Annotated in this window: 15 protein-coding genes; 7 read left to right on the forward strand and 8 right to left on the reverse strand. The window is 59.6% G+C overall.

The features are described from left to right. Positions 1–31: 31 nt before the first annotated feature. Positions 32–1,315, reverse strand: a complete 1,284-nt coding sequence (locus HWY05_RS29445) for a methyl-accepting chemotaxis protein (RefSeq protein WP_279614186.1) — start codon at positions 1,313–1,315, stop codon at positions 32–34. On the opposite strand from HWY05_RS29445, the gene HWY05_RS38485 reads away from it, so the two are divergent. Further along, the gene (locus tag HWY05_RS38485; protein ID WP_244146729.1) at positions 1,209–1,580 is read left to right on the forward strand and encodes a hypothetical protein; all 372 of its coding nucleotides are present in this window, start codon (positions 1,209–1,211) and stop codon (positions 1,578–1,580) included. The genes HWY05_RS29445 and HWY05_RS38485 overlap by 107 nt on opposite strands. A gap of 13 nt (positions 1,581–1,593) precedes the next feature. Here HWY05_RS38485 and HWY05_RS29450 read toward each other — a convergent pair whose 3' ends face one another. Further along, on the reverse strand, positions 1,594–2,490 hold the full coding sequence (locus HWY05_RS29450) for a LysR substrate-binding domain-containing protein (protein ID WP_035560170.1): 897 nt from the start codon (positions 2,488–2,490) through the stop codon (positions 1,594–1,596). A gap of 165 nt (positions 2,491–2,655) precedes the next feature. On the opposite strand from HWY05_RS29450, the gene HWY05_RS29455 reads away from it, so the two are divergent. From HWY05_RS29455 to HWY05_RS29465, 3 genes are read left to right on the forward strand one after another with little or no spacing between them, the layout of a single operon-like run. Beyond that, entirely contained in the window at positions 2,656–3,201 is a 546-nt protein-coding gene (locus tag HWY05_RS29455; protein WP_035560167.1) for a hypothetical protein, read from the forward strand. A gap of 7 nt (positions 3,202–3,208) precedes the next feature. Then, on the forward strand, positions 3,209–3,535 hold the full coding sequence (locus tag HWY05_RS29460; protein ID WP_176060518.1) for a tautomerase family protein: 327 nt from the start codon (positions 3,209–3,211) through the stop codon (positions 3,533–3,535). A gap of 20 nt (positions 3,536–3,555) precedes the next feature. Then, complete coding sequence (locus HWY05_RS29465; protein ID WP_176060519.1) at positions 3,556–4,401, forward strand: MBL fold metallo-hydrolase; 846 nt, start codon at positions 3,556–3,558, stop codon at positions 4,399–4,401. Positions 4,402–4,461: 60 nt separating this feature from the next. Here HWY05_RS29465 and HWY05_RS29470 read toward each other — a convergent pair whose 3' ends face one another. The 3 genes from HWY05_RS29470 to HWY05_RS29480 all read right to left on the reverse strand — a co-directional run bounded on the left by HWY05_RS29470 (position 4,462) and on the right by HWY05_RS29480 (position 7,957). After that, entirely contained in the window at positions 4,462–6,402 is a 1,941-nt protein-coding gene (locus HWY05_RS29470) for an SMP-30/gluconolactonase/LRE family protein (RefSeq protein WP_035560159.1), read from the reverse strand. Between the two features lie 260 nt (positions 6,403–6,662). Next, a complete protein-coding gene (locus HWY05_RS29475) occupies positions 6,663–7,163 on the reverse strand; it encodes a GNAT family N-acetyltransferase (protein ID WP_176060520.1) in 501 nt (166 codons plus the stop codon). Positions 7,164–7,216: 53 nt separating this feature from the next. Further along, positions 7,217–7,957 carry a DUF429 domain-containing protein gene (locus HWY05_RS29480; protein ID WP_176060521.1) on the reverse strand — a complete coding sequence of 247 codons (741 nt, stop codon included), beginning with the start codon at positions 7,955–7,957 and terminating at the stop codon, positions 7,217–7,219. 91 nt (positions 7,958–8,048) lie between these two features. Here HWY05_RS29480 and HWY05_RS29485 point away from each other — a divergent pair, with 91 nt between their 5' ends. Next, positions 8,049–10,226 carry an ATP-binding protein gene (locus tag HWY05_RS29485; RefSeq protein ID WP_176060522.1) on the forward strand — a complete coding sequence of 726 codons (2,178 nt, stop codon included), beginning with the start codon at positions 8,049–8,051 and terminating at the stop codon, positions 10,224–10,226. Positions 10,227–10,543: 317 nt separating this feature from the next. Beyond that, on the forward strand, positions 10,544–11,641 hold the full coding sequence (locus tag HWY05_RS29490) for a DUF4919 domain-containing protein (protein WP_176060523.1): 1,098 nt from the start codon (positions 10,544–10,546) through the stop codon (positions 11,639–11,641). A 33-nt stretch (positions 11,642–11,674) separates the two neighbouring features. Here the strand turns inward: HWY05_RS29490 and HWY05_RS29495 are convergent, their stop codons facing one another. From HWY05_RS29495 to HWY05_RS29505, 3 genes are all read right to left on the reverse strand, one after another. After that, on the reverse strand, positions 11,675–12,262 hold the full coding sequence (locus HWY05_RS29495) for a septal ring lytic transglycosylase RlpA family protein (protein ID WP_176060524.1): 588 nt from the start codon (positions 12,260–12,262) through the stop codon (positions 11,675–11,677). A 68-nt stretch (positions 12,263–12,330) separates the two neighbouring features. Beyond that, entirely contained in the window at positions 12,331–13,089 is a 759-nt protein-coding gene (locus HWY05_RS29500; protein ID WP_176060525.1) for an SDR family oxidoreductase, read from the reverse strand. Between the two features lie 56 nt (positions 13,090–13,145). Next, positions 13,146–13,895 carry an SDR family oxidoreductase gene (locus HWY05_RS29505; protein WP_035560143.1) on the reverse strand — a complete coding sequence of 250 codons (750 nt, stop codon included), beginning with the start codon at positions 13,893–13,895 and terminating at the stop codon, positions 13,146–13,148. A gap of 101 nt (positions 13,896–13,996) precedes the next feature. Between HWY05_RS29505 and HWY05_RS29510 the strand changes: the two genes are divergently transcribed. Beyond that, a complete protein-coding gene (locus HWY05_RS29510; RefSeq protein ID WP_176060526.1) occupies positions 13,997–14,914 on the forward strand; it encodes an AraC family transcriptional regulator in 918 nt (305 codons plus the stop codon). Positions 14,915–15,030: the final 116 nt, after the last annotated feature.

Genomic DNA, 15,030 nt, shown 5'->3' on the forward strand with positions numbered 1-15,030 from the left:
ATGTGATCGGGCCGCGGGTGGTTGATTGGGCTTATACCGTTGCCGGCGACTGGACGATGACGCCATACCATCCGAGGCCGCGATAGCTCTCGTAGCCGGGCGTCGCGGCGAACGAAACCGTGCGTCCGTCGGATAGCTGATAGAAGCCGGCCGACCGCCCGTCTGTATTCAGGCGGAACTGCTCGTCGAGCACGCCTTTGTCATCCGAACTGGCGATCACGCGATGCGACGCGTTGACGATCATGCAGCGCGTGCGTCGCCATTCTTCTTCGGTCAGACGCACGCCTTTGACAACCGCCGATGCTTGCGGCGCCCAATCGAAAAAGACCACCAGCGCGCCGAGCGGCTTGCCGTCGACTGCGCCGTTCTCGCGTATCGCGGTGGCGTAGGTGGCAACTTGAGCGTGTTTCAGCAGCGGCAAGGACTCGATGTCCCCAGCAACGAAGTCTGCTCCCGATGGGGTTTTTAGCGCGCTTCGGAACCAGCTTGCGTCGGCGACGTTGCGGCCGTGGACTGCGTAGGTGTCCGGCCGACCATTGGCGACGACGTTGCCTTCGGCGTCGATGATCCATAGGTCGCGGTAGACCGTGTAGCTGTCGAGAATGACCGACAAGCGGTGCGATGCGTGGGCGCGTGTTTCCGGGGTGGCGGTAGCGAGGCAGTTGACCACTGCCGAGTCAGTGGCCCACCAACGGACGTCGCAAGAGCGTTCGTACAGGTTGCGATCGATCACGTCGATCATATTCAGTGCAAGGTCGGCGCAGCGTTGGCCTTCGTGTGAGCGTAGACGCTCGATCATGCTGTCTCCGAGATCGGTCAGCTTGGTCAAGGATCCCGCAAGTTCTCTGTTGAGTACCGTTGTGATTTCACCGATGCGCGCGGATACGTGCTTGACCTGGTTCGCGACGACCGCGAAGCCTCGGCCGGCGTTGCCGGCGCGGGCGGCTTCGATTAGGGCGTTGAGGGCGAGGAAGGTGGTCTCGCGGTTGATGTCGTTGATGTCGGAGATCTTTCCCGTGGCGAGCTTTTTGACGTGGTGAGTCAGTTCGACGATTTCGAGCGGGTTCGACATGGTGGTGGTCCCGGTGGTTGCTGTTTTGTAGTTACATAAAAGCAAGCATCGGGCCGGGTGAGGTTGGTGTTTTGTTGGCGTGACTGCGGTGGAGGCAAACGTTTGGCTGGGCTGGGAGGGTGGGCGGAAGGAATGAATGGGAGCAGTGATGCACTGGATAGGTGCGGTTCTGGTGGTGTCGGTGCGGGTGGTGGGCGTACTTGCCTCGATGATGAAGGCGCGTTGGTTGCGACGGAAGGACACAGAACTGGTCGCCACCCGGTCCGGCGTGCAGCAGTTGCGTGCGCTTGGCATCGATCTGGATTCGGCGCAAAGTGAACGTCGCGTGTTCGCACGTCCATGTGCCGATCTCACGCAACGGCACCCGCATCTGGGCGGCGCACTGGGGACGCATATGCTCAAACTCTACGTTGGTCAAAGCTGGATCGTCCGCTCGCCCAAGTCTCGTCTCGTCAGCGTCACACCAAAGGGAGACGAGATGTTTCGAAAGCTTCTGGCACTTGCTTGATCGTTATGGGACGCTACAAATCGCCAAGCCTCCCGGCTTCATGAAGAATCCATTTCGCAAATACCTGAAGTGGTTCTTCACTCAATTCGATCGCTTCAGGAAGAACGAGGCAAAAGTTCTTGGCAATCGTTTTGCTCTCCGGCCAAGGCGCGACCAAACGGCCTTGTTCAAGCTCTGCCCCGATATAAAGACGCGGCACCAACGCAACACCCAAACCCGCTAGCGCCGCTTCTATGAGCATGGAATGAAGATCGTAACGTGCGCCAACCGCTGAATTAGTCAGCACGATGCCGACCTCTTCTGCGTAAAGCTGCCACGCGTCCGGATTTTGTCTTCTATGAAGGCGCGGCAGTTCATCCAGCGAAACATTCGCATCGGCATCGGCGAGAAGCGCCGGGCTACAGACGGGTACAAGCACCTCTTCCAGCAGAGGATGCAATCGCATACCCGCCCATGCCGGATGCTCAAAATGAATTGCTGCGTCGAAACCACTACCAGCAAGAATGAACGGTTCCATACGTTCCGCGATATGCACGGTAATGTTCGGATGCTGACTCTGAAAGCGTTTCAGCCGTGGGATAAGCCAGCGGGTGGCAAAGGTCGGAATGGCGGCGATATCAATACTTGCGCCGTCGCTGGACTGCCCCATCAGATAAAGGCTGTCCCGTTCCAACCGATCGAGAGTCTCGCGAACCTGCACCGCGTATCGCGTGCCGTTGGGTGCGAGCCGAACCCGATTTCCAACACGCTCGAACAGAGCGACACCTAGAAACACTTCCAATCGACCAATCTGACGACTAATGGCGCCCTCGGTCAGCGCTAATTCCTCGGCCGCGCGGGCGAAGCTGCCGTGTCGAGCCGCGGCCTCAAAAGCCAGGAGCGCGGAATTGCTTGGGATCTTGCGTCGCATTGAATCTCGCCGGTGGGAATGCATTTAACGTCAGCTTGAGTGAATGTCACTGAAGGCTGATTTTATATCGCTATATACAGGGGAAAGCTCAGATTAGCATGACGTTACTGCAATGAACATGAACCGTTTGCTGCAACACGCTCATCCGTCGCGAAGGACAATCTGATGATCTACACCGTGGAATGCAGTTTCTCCGATCCCACCAGCGAAGCCGAGTGGAACGACTTCTACAGCCTCGAAAAACTGCCTGCCCTCATTTCAGTGAGTGGCTTTCACACGTCGCAGCGCTTCAGGTCGTTAAGCGATGGTTGCCCGCTCTACCTGGCCATCCACACGATTGACGGACTCGATGTTCTAGCGGGAGAGGAATATCGCCAGAAAGGCGGCGGCAATTTTGCAAGGTGGCAGCAACACATCACCGACTGGCACCGAAATCTCTATAGCGGTATCAGCCTTGCGCCGGCGGTAAATGCAGATGAACTCCTCGTGCTGTGTGCAAGCGGCCCGGAACCGCTGATCCACATGGGTCTCACACCGTTGGCCATACGAGCCGTTGCGTTGGAGAAGTCTCCGGAACACCGCTGGCTCGCAAGACTGCCTGGGCGAAACGCTCCGCCTGCCGAGAATCTGTCTGAACGCGTCCACCTCTATTCGCCGATGACGGAACAACTGACAAGCTCCCGCCCCGTTTCGACAGAACAGGAAAGATAGATCCGCGATGCCCAATGTCACCTTCTATATGCCCAAGGGGCAAATGCCGTCTGATGAGAGGCTTTCAAAGCTTTCCCGCGACTGCACCGAACTCTGTACGAGTGTTCTCGAAGCGGACCTCAACAACGTTCATGTCATCTACGTGGACGTTCGGCAGGGACACGGACATGCCGCCTTCGCGGAGGTCCAATACCGCCTTGAGACGTTTCGTACGCCCGCAGTCATGAACAGGTTCATGGAAGCCTTGGACGACATCATCTTGCGCAGCACGGGTTTCACTGCACGCATCCGTTGTTTTGGTTATGCCGCCTCGAACATTCACGCACGAAATTAGAAAGTCTCTGGAGAAGTACTGTGTCTACCCTTAACTTTCCAAGTCAGCGAGTCGGGGATTTCACGATCACCGCCATCAGCGACGGCTACCTCACCGCCAGCCTGGACATTCTCTCGAACATCGACTCGTCCGAGGCCTCCAGAATGCAAAGCGATGCAGGGCAGAAGGAGCCGTCTGCTGTGCATATCAACTGCTACCTGGTACGCGGGGCGGGCCGCACCATTCTCATCGATGGTGGGGCTGGAGGCATCAAGCAATGGGGTGGTCGCCTGATAACTAATTTGCAGCTTGCTGGTGTTGAGCCATCCGAGATCGACACCATCCTGCTGACACACGCCCATCCGGATCATGTTGGAGGACTGGTCGACACAGCCGGACACATTACTTTTCCGAATGCGGAGTTGGTTGCTCATCAGCGAGAGGTCGAATTCTGGCAGGACGACGGCAATCTGAGTCGTGCCCGCGAACGTGCCCGCGGTAACTTCCTGATAGCGCGTCAAGTGTTCGACGGTTACCGCGACAAGCTTCGTACTTTCAATGAGGGAGAGGTACTTCCCGGAATCAGCGCAATGTCGCTACCTGGGCACACAGAGGGGCATTCCGGATATCTTCTCGAGTCGCGAGATCAGGGTCTGCTTGTCTGGGGAGATATTGTCCATTTTCCGCACATCCAGATAACACGGCCGGACGTATCGATTGCATTCGATCAAGACCCGACCCAGGCAGCGACCACACGATCACGGCTTCTGGACCGGGTCAGTACAGAGGGACTGTTGATCGCAGGTATGCATTTGGGGGAACTCGGCTTCGCGCGAATCAAGCGAGCGAGCGGCAGCTACGGTCTGCTCTACGAGACCGAAGCTTGACGCCGCGCGCAGAAGTAATGACGAACACCGCAATGCCGTGACAATCAACGAACCACCCCCTCAAGGCGTCCATCGATACACCGTAATGCTTGACCCCTTCACATTGTTCTTCGTGACCACGTACTCGCCTGTCGATCGAAAATACGCCCTGACGCCGTACATCGAATCAATGGCGCTGCTGGTGTCGACGGTACGGGTACTGGTGTTGACCAGCGTGGTGTCCAGGTTGCCTGTACCGAGATTGAAAGCGTCGATGTTCGGCAAAGCTTCTCCGCTCCCGAACCAGTAGCCAACAAATAGATAGTTGCCGACCGCATCAATCGACTTGGCGCCGACGTGCGGGAGGTTAATCACGGGATTGGGCTTAGTGGTGTTGCCCGCACTCCAGCCGTGATATACCTCGATCCGTGTACCTATCGCCGTCCAGTCCGTTCCCCCGACAACGCCTTGCCCGAGAATCATGGTGTCGCTGTCCGCGAGGTAGACGATGCGCGTCAGCGGCTTGACGCTGTCGGGAATGGCAATAGGGATACCGGGTCCCCACGTTGGCTTGCCGCTGGCGTCGAAGCCGATTAGCGGATAGTGGTAGAGGGTCCCGGTCTTGTCGAGGCCAGCCCACACGCCACCCTTGCTGTCGATGCAGAACCCGTCTCTGACCGATGCCGTTGTGTTGAACGCCGGACCGGGGAGGGTGGCGTCCGGTATGGCGATGTAGCCATTCGCCGCGTTGAAGTGGAAGAAGTAGTAGGTGTCAGGGTTCTGGCCCGTCGCCACGAGAATCCGGTTTGCACCGACGCTGGCGAGTAGACCGAAGTGCTCGTCCCGTGAGCGATCGTTGATGTTGATGCGTGGATCGGACGGATAGGCAATTGGATCGACCGTGTTCGCTACGAAGGTTCCCCCGGCGGTGCCGGCGTAGATGTTGGTGCCGCTATAGAAGTAGAGGCCGTCGGTGGCCGGGTCCGGCGCGGCGATTCCCTCGAAGTTGAGAGACTGAAGCTTCCATTGCAGGTGACCGGTACTGCTGTAAGCGTGAATGTCGGTGCCACCGTCGCGGCCGAGGTCCCAGCTTCCGCCCCACGGGTTGTTGAGTACATAAAGGTTGCCGGCGGTGTCTTTGCCGATGCCGACGACGCGAGTGAAGCGCTTGTCGCCGACCTGTCCTTTGATTCCCGTCGTGGTGTCGAGATAGCCGCCTTGAATGCCGAATGTACTGGCCAGCACCGGCGTGCCTGAGAGGTTGTAGCGCTTGATGTTCATGTCAGGGCCCTGGTCCCCGACCACGAGTTGCCCCGACGATGCATCGAAATACAGTGCTGAGGGCTGCGAGCCGGTTGGCATCCGGATCGTGTTCAGCAACGCGCCGGTAGAACTGAACTCGACGATCGAGCCTTCACTCTTCTGGGCGACCCAAACGTTGCCTGCGCCATCCACGGCGAGGGCGCCCGGCCCGGTGATGTTGATGTCCCGCTGCCAGATACCGGCCGTAGTGAAGATCCGAACGCGATTGCCGTAGAAATCGCTGGCATAGAGGAGGGAGCCCGCCGTGGCCAGTCCAGTCACGACGTCGACTCGCGGCAGGTTGTTGAACGCGCTCACCTGAATCAACAGATCGCGAGCCTTGGTGGTGCGGTTATATCGTCCCACCGCACCGGTTCCGTAAGTTCCGCCGGGCTGCAGTGCCACAAAGATCGACGTCGCATTACCCGTGATCGCGCTGCCCTGAAACTCGCCGTGCGCGCCGATCGAGCCGAGGCTCTTGCCGGCCTGGTAGAACGCGACGCCGCCCTCGTACTCGTCCCACATGGAGGCCGTATAGATCACGCCTTCGGGCGCGACCCACATGGAGCGCGCGGTGTTACCCACGTGGGCAGCGAGGGTGCCATAGGTGTTCGCCAGCCAGTCGGTCGTGTTTTCCGCTGGACACGCCGGTGCAACCGTGGCGATCGCTGTGAACGCAGCGATAAGGAGCGCGGCATGAATCCGTTTTTTCTCGACCATGATGGATGCTCTCCGGAATGTGGCGATCGTTCACGAGAATAGTCGGCCAGCCAGATTTCAAATTCGTGATCGGCGACCCACGTAGGAACATAGGTAACTCGTTGTTCCTTTACAAGCTCGCATCTCGACTTTGCATACGGACGGGCATTGCGGTCATGCGCGAAGCGCGATCGTTTCCTGTGGGGCACCTCTTGGGTCATGCATAAGGCATTGTTTCGCGTAGTGCCCAATGCGGTGATCGGCACGCACGCCCCGGACAATTAATTGTCCGGTGTCGGAGGCATAGCCGTCGTCGCTGTGTCGGCTGCACGCCGAATGGCGGGCCGCTCGCCGAGTGTCGATACCGACGTGAAGAACTCGAAAGCCTTCTCGTTCTCACGGGTAATCTGAAAGCCGAGTTTGCGATGGAAAGCGACCGATAGGCGGTTGGTCTTGTAGACGTGGCTTCTGAACTCGGCAATGCCCCGTTCGCGTGCGAGCCTTGCGACTTTCGCAAGCAGCTCCGATACAACCGCGGAGGTTCGGTGCAAAGGATGCGTACTAAACGCGCCCACGAACCAGCAGTTCTCCGACTCAGGTCGAAGCATTGCGTAGGCGACCAGTTTGCCTTCGCGTTGCACTGAGCACACCTCGCTGTTGTTCAGTGACTGTTGCAAGCGCAAGCGTTGCTGATCGGCATCGAAGACATCGCCGGCCAGTTCTGTGTGTTCGCGTAGCGTGAGTAAATCAAGCGCGAGGAGTTCGTCGATGGTTGGCTGCATGTCAGGGTTCCGATCCGTTAGATAGTGAGAGACGATTCAATAAGAGAGCGTTGTCAGTAACGAACGACCATAGGCAAACCCGTTGCGTCCACCACCGTTATTTCCGGCAGCTTGCAAGCGTTCCCTTCGGCAATGCGTTTCGCGCTCCACAGCGCGGCGAATGCATCGACGATATCGTCCAGACTTGCATCACGGGCTACGCGTTCGGCTAGAGCGGCATTCAGCGCCGCGCCGAATTCCGCATCGAGTAACGCCTTTCGTATCTGATGACCTTCCGGCTTATTCTTCGACTCGCTTATCCCACCAGGCGATCCCCCTTGCTCCACGCGGAGTTGCATGAAGGCCAACTCCGGGTGTACTTCAAAGACCCGTGCAGCGTCGACAGTTGACTTTTGCAACGCCATATCGACCTGCGCGATCTTCTTAAGGATGTTGAACGCCTGCTTTGAGATCGCCTGGCCCGTGACCACGCGGTGTCGCCGGCAAGCCTCCTGGTAGAAATTAGTGCCGAGCGTTTGCCGCACGGGCGTATGGAATACCGACGCACTACGCGGCCACTTCAGCGCCGCCTTGGCGGCCACGTCGCATTGCCGTTTTCCATCGGACGAGAGCCCGATGGGAATATCAATTGCTACGATCGCCGGGGCAGGCGCCCAGGTAAGCAGCTCGTCGAACGAAGCGCACACGCGAGTGTGAATTTCCGCCGTCTTGTGATCTCGCTTGACGGCATACCAACCGCCCTTACAGCCGTCCACGCCCACGATGTCCCGCGCCAGCCCATTGTCTCTTGTCATTCACCCATCCTGGTTGTGCGCAAAACGCGCAGGCAATCCCCCCGCATAGCCGACCTATAATGCATCAACGAAACCAACGCCTCCAACCCGAATGACGCCACTTCCAGGAATCGTAAAGCCGATCGAATCCCGGCTACGCGGCGACCCAAGCGTACGCGACGACAACCGTAGCGACAACGACAGCGCCGAGCCGCTAGGCTCGTTGCCCGCCGATCTCAACGACAGCCGCCTGCTGCACGAACTATCGCTTTCCCTGCTCGAACGTCACGATCTGCCGTCGCTCTACGCGAAGGTAGTCGAGACAGCCCGTGTGCTGATGAGCGCGGACTTTGCCAGCCTGCAGATGCTTGACATGTCAGCGGGCGAGCACGAACCCCATCTTCACCTTCTCGCGCACAGCGGTTTTACCGCTCACGCGGCCGACCACTGGCGCACGGTCCTGATCGAATCGACGACCAGTTGCGGCGAATCGTGGGCCACTGGCGAACGCGTGGTGGTCGCCGACATTGAACATCACGCGCCGTTTTGCGACACGGTCGATCTCGACGTGTTTCGCGAGACCGGCATCAAGGCCATGCAGTCTACGCCGCTACGTTCTCGCGACGGCGCCTTCATCGGCATGATCTCCACACACTGGGGCCGTTTCCACGAACCCGACGAACGGCAGTTGGGGCTGATCGACATCATGGCGCGACTGACCGCGGATCTGATCGAGCGTGCGAGGTCGGAAGACGCGCTGCGTCTGAGCGAGGCGCGTCTGCGCGCATTGGTCACCGCCACGTCGTACTCGCTTTACCGCATGAGTCCCGACTGGAAATTAATGCGGGCGCTGGACGGTCGCGGTTTTCTGCGCGATACGACCGACGTCAGCGAAGATTGGGTGCGCAACTATATTCACGCCGAGGATCAACCCAGGCTGCTCGCCGCGATCCAGTTGGCGCTCGACTCGCGCTCGATGTTCGAGCTCGAGCACCGCGTCGCGAAGGTCGATGGCACATGGGGCTGGGCGCACTCGCGCGCGGTGCCGCTGTTCGATGCCGACGGCAAGATCGTCGAGTGGTTCGGCGCAGCCAGCGACGTCACGGCTCGTGTGGAAGCGGAGCACGCGCTCCGTGAGAGCCGCGAAAAGCTGCTCGACGCCGACCGCATGAAAGATCAGTTTCTCGCCACGCTCGCGCATGAGTTGCGCAATCCGCTCGCGCCGGTTCGACACGGCCTGCAGATTCTGCGATGTGCGGGCGCGGCCGAGACTTCGTTGCCGATCCTGGACATGCTCGACCGGCAAGTCGATCACATGGTTCGACTGGTGGACGATCTGATGGAAGTGGCGCGCATCAACAGCGGCGCGTTGCAGTTGTCGCGAACGGAGATCGACGTTGAAGATACCGTGCGTTCGGCGCTCGAACTGAGCCGGCCGTTGCTCGATCGAGGCGGCCATGCCTTGCACGTGCGTTATCCGCCGGAGCGGCTGTACGTCCACGCCGATCAGGTGCGGCTCACGCAGGTGCTGTCGAACCTGCTGAACAACGCCGCGCGGTACACGCCGTCGGGCGGTCGCATCGAACTGGAGATTGGCCGCGACGAGAACCGCGTGGTGATTCGCGTATCGGACAACGGCAACGGACTCGCCGCGACGGATCTACCAAAGTTGTTCCGGTTGTTCGAGCGACTCGACGCGCCTCAAGCTAGCGGCGAGGGCTTGGGTGTTGGCCTGGCGCTCGCGAAACGATTGATGGAACTACAGGGCGGCGATATTGCCGTCGAAAGCCCCGGACGAGGTCTGGGGAGCACATTCACCGTTCATCTGCCGATTGTGGAGAAACCCGTACACGTGAAATCGTCCACCCGAGTGACGGAGCCGATGCGCTTCGATGGTCTTCGCGTTCTTATCGTCGACGACAACGTCGATTCCGCGATGAGCCTCGGCATGCTGCTCGACATGAGCGGCTGCACGACCCGCGTGGTTCATAGCGGCGCTGACGCGCTCGAAGCCGTGAAGGAGTTCGAGCCGCGCGTCGCGGTGCTGGACATCGGCATGCCGGACATGGACGGGATACAACTCGCTCGCGAGTTGCGCGCGCGCACGCAGCTCGCGCAAACGTCATTGGTTGCGCTGACGGGGTGGGGCCAGGCGGACGATCGCGTTAAAACGCGTGAGGCGGGATTCGAGTGTCATCTTGTGAAACCCGTTTCCTTCGAGCAGCTTTGCGAAGTGCTGTGTCAGTGTGTCGGTCATCTGCCGGCGCAGATAACCGACCCGAGTGTGTAATCGAACCCACGTTTCCTTTCATTCGGAAACCATGCGGAAACATACGTCGCGAGCGGGCCGTTCTGTTCGCGACGCATAACGATCATTAACATTCGCTTTCCACGGAACCGCTCGCTGTTATTACATGGCGTAATCTGCGTCATCCAGACATCTCTTGATTTTGCTTGCCCCGAAGGTTACCTTTGCCGCTGGCTCAATATCAGCACACATTTTAACTCGGGGTTGTTATGCGCAGGATGGGGTGGTTAATCAGTCTTCTTTGCATTTCGTTCTGCGGAAATAGCTTCGCTGACACACCGGACTCGATCGCTACGCAATTGCAATCGCAGCGTCAGGCATTTGCACAGGACGAAAAAATCGACCTGGAGGCGCTGTCGAGGGAAATTCAGGCGACGGTTAAAGAGTCGGAGGCCCTCGATCAGGCCGGCAACGACACGGGAGCCATCAGCCGGCTTCGGGTCCTGGAGAAGTACGCACCGCTGCCGCAATTCCCTAGCTACGATGTACAGATGGAATGCGCGAAGCTCTATGCGAAACTGGCAAAGCAAGATGATGCTGAAGCTTGTCGTCAACGTGCTGTTGCGCTGGCGGATATTCTGAAAGAGCGCACCGGAAGTGGTGCAACGCCGGACGACCCAGTTCGGGTTATTACGATCAATGAAGTCACGGAATGGTTACGCTCGCAATCACTACGTATCACTGGCTTGCAGACATACCCCTACCACAACGAAAATCTCCAGGTCGTTTCTTATACCGGGCCGTCGACCGTCGGTAAATCGCCGGTTGCGTATTTTTTGTTGAATTCAAGAATTGTGACGTCACTCAACAAAAAGGCAGGTATCTATGATCCGCTGCCGGTTAGCGCGAAAGACGGGAAATATTACGCCGCTTTGCAGCAGGCGCATGAGGCACGCGTCAGATTTCTAAATGATAAAAGTTTTAACTACGGCGAATTAGCCTACCTGTGCACTAACTCGGAGCGCGACGCGCTTCAGCTCGCGCAGCAAGGTGACATCAACGGAGCGCTTGCGAAGATCCGGGAAGTTGAAAAAATTCGACCTATCCAGGATATACCCATCACGGACTTCATTGCCGCCTATAGCTTCCTGCTGGGCAAATCTGGAGACGTCGAGACTCAAATGAAGATGCGGCTGTATTTGTTCGGTATTAACCAGGATATCGCACACAGCGGCAATGGATTGAGTCAGGACACGGCCGTTCATATTGTCGCTACATCGGAAGAGTATGCGTGGGTCCGCGCCAAGAATCTGCGCGTCACCAGGCAGCAACTGGTGCAAAACGGAGAATCCCGCTACGACTTGCTAGATGCAGTCGACGCGAGCGGGCACAGTCAGACTTTCTATTTTGAAGTCACTCAGGTTTTCAATCGGGAAATCCCTGTCGCGGCTCAGTGACAACTAGACGGTGAGTCCCAAACACCCGGGCGCCTACTTCCCGCCCGGCGTTTGCACTGCCCCCACACCCGGCTTCACGCTACCGTCCGACTGCGGCACTTCAACCGGCTTCACTTCGACGGGCGCGGTGCCGTTCTTTTTCAGGTCGAGCTTATCAGCGGTCTTGGGCGACACATCGACGATCCGGTCCTTGACATAGGGGCCGCGATCCTTGATCACCACCACCGCGCTTGCGCCCGTGTCCAGATTCGTGACCTTGGCCTTGGTGCCGATCGGCAGCGTCTTGCTCGCGGCGACATTGGACTGAGGATTCATCCGCGTGCCGTCGGCCATTTCTTTCGAGTAAAACTTCTTTCCGTAGTAAGAGGCCGTGCCTTTGCGGGCTTTGCCGGAACGATCGAGCGGGGCGTTGTTCGCGGCCTTATGGTTCGCGTGCGTGGTGTCGATGGGGGCCGCCTGTTGCTGCGCAAGCGCGGTACTTAACCCGTAGAAGAGCGCGAGAAGTAGAAGCAGCAGAAACGCTCGAAGCTTTCCTCGTTGGCTGTGCTGTAGACGAGTCAAGTCGGCGTCGACGAAAGGCGTCGATAGCCGACTCGCCGTGGTATGAAGATTCGTTTCCATTGCTACTCCTCCTCAGCCAGACGAAAGCAGCAATGACCTGAGTAGCAAAAGTGACGCCTGACGCTTACTCACCACGGAATCGTCTGGTTCTCCCATCGCGTGAATGTCCCTGTCGGGCCGTCCGCGCCGAGCAGCGCGACACGCACCGCCTCCCGAGCACCTTCTTCGACCGTCTCCGTACCTGCATAACCATTAAGGTTCGTTTTGGTGAAGCCCGGAGAAACGGCGTTGACCTTGATCCCTTCCGGCTCCAGTTCGAGCGCCATGGCCAAGGTCAACGCGTTGAGGGCTGTCTTCGACGCCGGATAGACCGGCCCAAAAATCGCACGGTACGGAAAGGCGGGGTCCGAGTTCGTCGTCAGCGAGCCCACGCCGCTCGACACGTTGACGATCCGGGCCGCCGACGCTCGCCGCAGAAGCGGCAGCATCGCCTGATAAACAGCGAGAACACCGAACACATTGGTGTCCCACACCGCGCGCATTTCATCGAGCGATACGTTACTCGGGCGAGTCGTCCTCGCGTACTCCTCGACGGACTGACCGGGCTGCTTGTTCGTATTCGAAATGGCGGCGTTGTTGATGAGCACGTCGAGGCGGCCCAGTTCCACGCGAATACGTTCCGCCGCAGCCGTGATCGAAGCCTGATCCGTCACGTCGAGTTGAAGCGCGCGGGCGTCCGAGCCGACCTCTCTAGCTGCTACTTCCCCGCGCTCGACATCGCGCGACCCGACCAGCACCGTGAAGCCGTGCGCCGCGAGATCCCTGGCGATCTGAAGGCCGATACCTTGATTAGCCCCAGTGACGAGGGCGATAGGTTTGTCCTGCATGAGAATCTCCTTGTCGTATTGCGCGGCTCGAAACAAGCGAGCCGCGCGCCATTCGGTCAGCGAGCCTCAGCTGCCCACTGTTCGGCATCCGCGCCCGCTGGAATACGCATCGGCGAAGACGGATCGGTCGCTGCGCGCCACACCGCTTCTGCGACGTCCTGCGCGTGGGTGACTGGAGCGGACGCATCTTGCAGTTGCGCGAAGACGCTCTTCACGAGTCCCGCATAAGCCTCGTGTTCGAAACCATGCATATGAGCACGCGCGTTCTCGCCGAAACGCGTGTCGGGCGCACGTCCCGGCAGCACCAGACGCACTCGCACGCCGAACTGTTCGAGCTCCAGCGCCATCGACTCGGTGAAAGCGTTCACCGCCACCTTGCTCGCGCGATACGCGCCGAGCAGCGGCAGCGCCTTCAGCGTCACGCTCGACGTGACATTCACGACGACGCCCGCCCTGCGTTCGCGAAACTGCGGCAGCACCGCTTGCGTCAACGCAATCGTGCCGAAGGTATTGGTCTCGAAGACCTCGCGCACCGTCGCGAGCGGAACGAGTTCGGCCGGTGACGCCGCGCCGAAACCCGCGTTGTTGACCAGCACGTCGATCGGACCGGCGGCCTCGACGGCCTCGCGAATACTGTCCGGATTCGTGACGTCGAGCGCCAGCACGCGCAGGCGCTCCGAAGGCGGCAGCACGTCGGCGCGTGGTGCGCGCATCGTCGCGATGACCTGCCAGTCGCGCGCCAGAAAGTAGCGGGCGATCTCGAGGCCGAAGCCGGAAGAGCAGCCGGTGATTAGCACGGTTTTCATAAAAACTCCGATGATTGGGTTGGGGTGTGCTCCTACGATAGATCGCCAACGCCGTACTCGCTACAATCGACAATCCGAATTTCATTGGCAGGAGTCCGGCGATGATCGATCCCTTGGCTGAAGTCGTGACGCTGCTGCAACCCAGTGCGCGGTTCTCCAAACTCGTCCACAGCGCGAGCCCCTGGCGCATCAGTCGTTCGGATGCGGGCCAGCCTTTCTACTGCGCGATTCTCGAAGGCGGTTGCCGCATCACGATCGACGGACACGCGCCGCTCGAACTGCTATCTGGCGATTTCGTCCTGATTCCGGCGGCGTATGGCGTCGCGATCTCCAGCCTCGAGCCGCCCCCGCCGGGCGTCGAAACGTCGGACCCGGTCGCGCTCGGCAACGGCGAATACCGAATCGGCGCGCCGGACCGCCCGATCGACACGCGCATGATGGCGGGCCATTGCCGCTTCGGCTCGCCGGATGCGTCGTTGCTGGTTTCGCTGCTGCCGCAAATCGTGCATGTTCGCGGCGAACATCGGCTGGCCACGCTGGTGCAACTGGTGCGCGAGGAGTCGCACGAGCAACGGCCCGCGCGCGAGGTCGTGCTGTCGCGGCTGCTGGAAGTGCTGTTGATCGAGGCATTGCGCTCGACGGCGGGAACCAATGCGTCGCCGGGCCTGGTACGCGGACTCGCCGACAGCCGACTCGCGGCGGCGATCCGTGGCATGCACGAACGCCCCACTCACGCGTGGACGGTCGCGGAACTCGCGAAAGAAGCCGCGTTGTCGCGGTCGACTTTTTTCGAGCGCTTCAGCGGCGCGGTCGGCGTCGCGCCGATGGAATATCTGCTCGCGTGGCGCATGGCGCTCGCGAAAGACCTGTTGCGTCGCAACGAAGGCCGCGTCGCCGAAGTGGCGCAGCGTGTCGGTTACAGCTCGGCCAGCACCTTCAGCGTCGCGTTCACGCGGCATGTTGGCCGGCCGCCTGCGCAGTACGCGCGCGAGGAACAGGCGGTGGCGAACGGCGCATAAAACGGGCCTCCGGCTCGGTGCGTCCGCAACGAAACCTGCGCATAGCGCGAAACAAGTCATGCGCCAGGCCCGTAGTTGCCGAGCATTAGGCCTTGCGTTCCGCGCCAAAGATTACC

It is taken from the genome of Paraburkholderia sp. BCC1876 (assembly GCF_902833695.1).
Classification (GTDB): Bacteria; Pseudomonadota; Gammaproteobacteria; order Burkholderiales; family Burkholderiaceae; genus Paraburkholderia.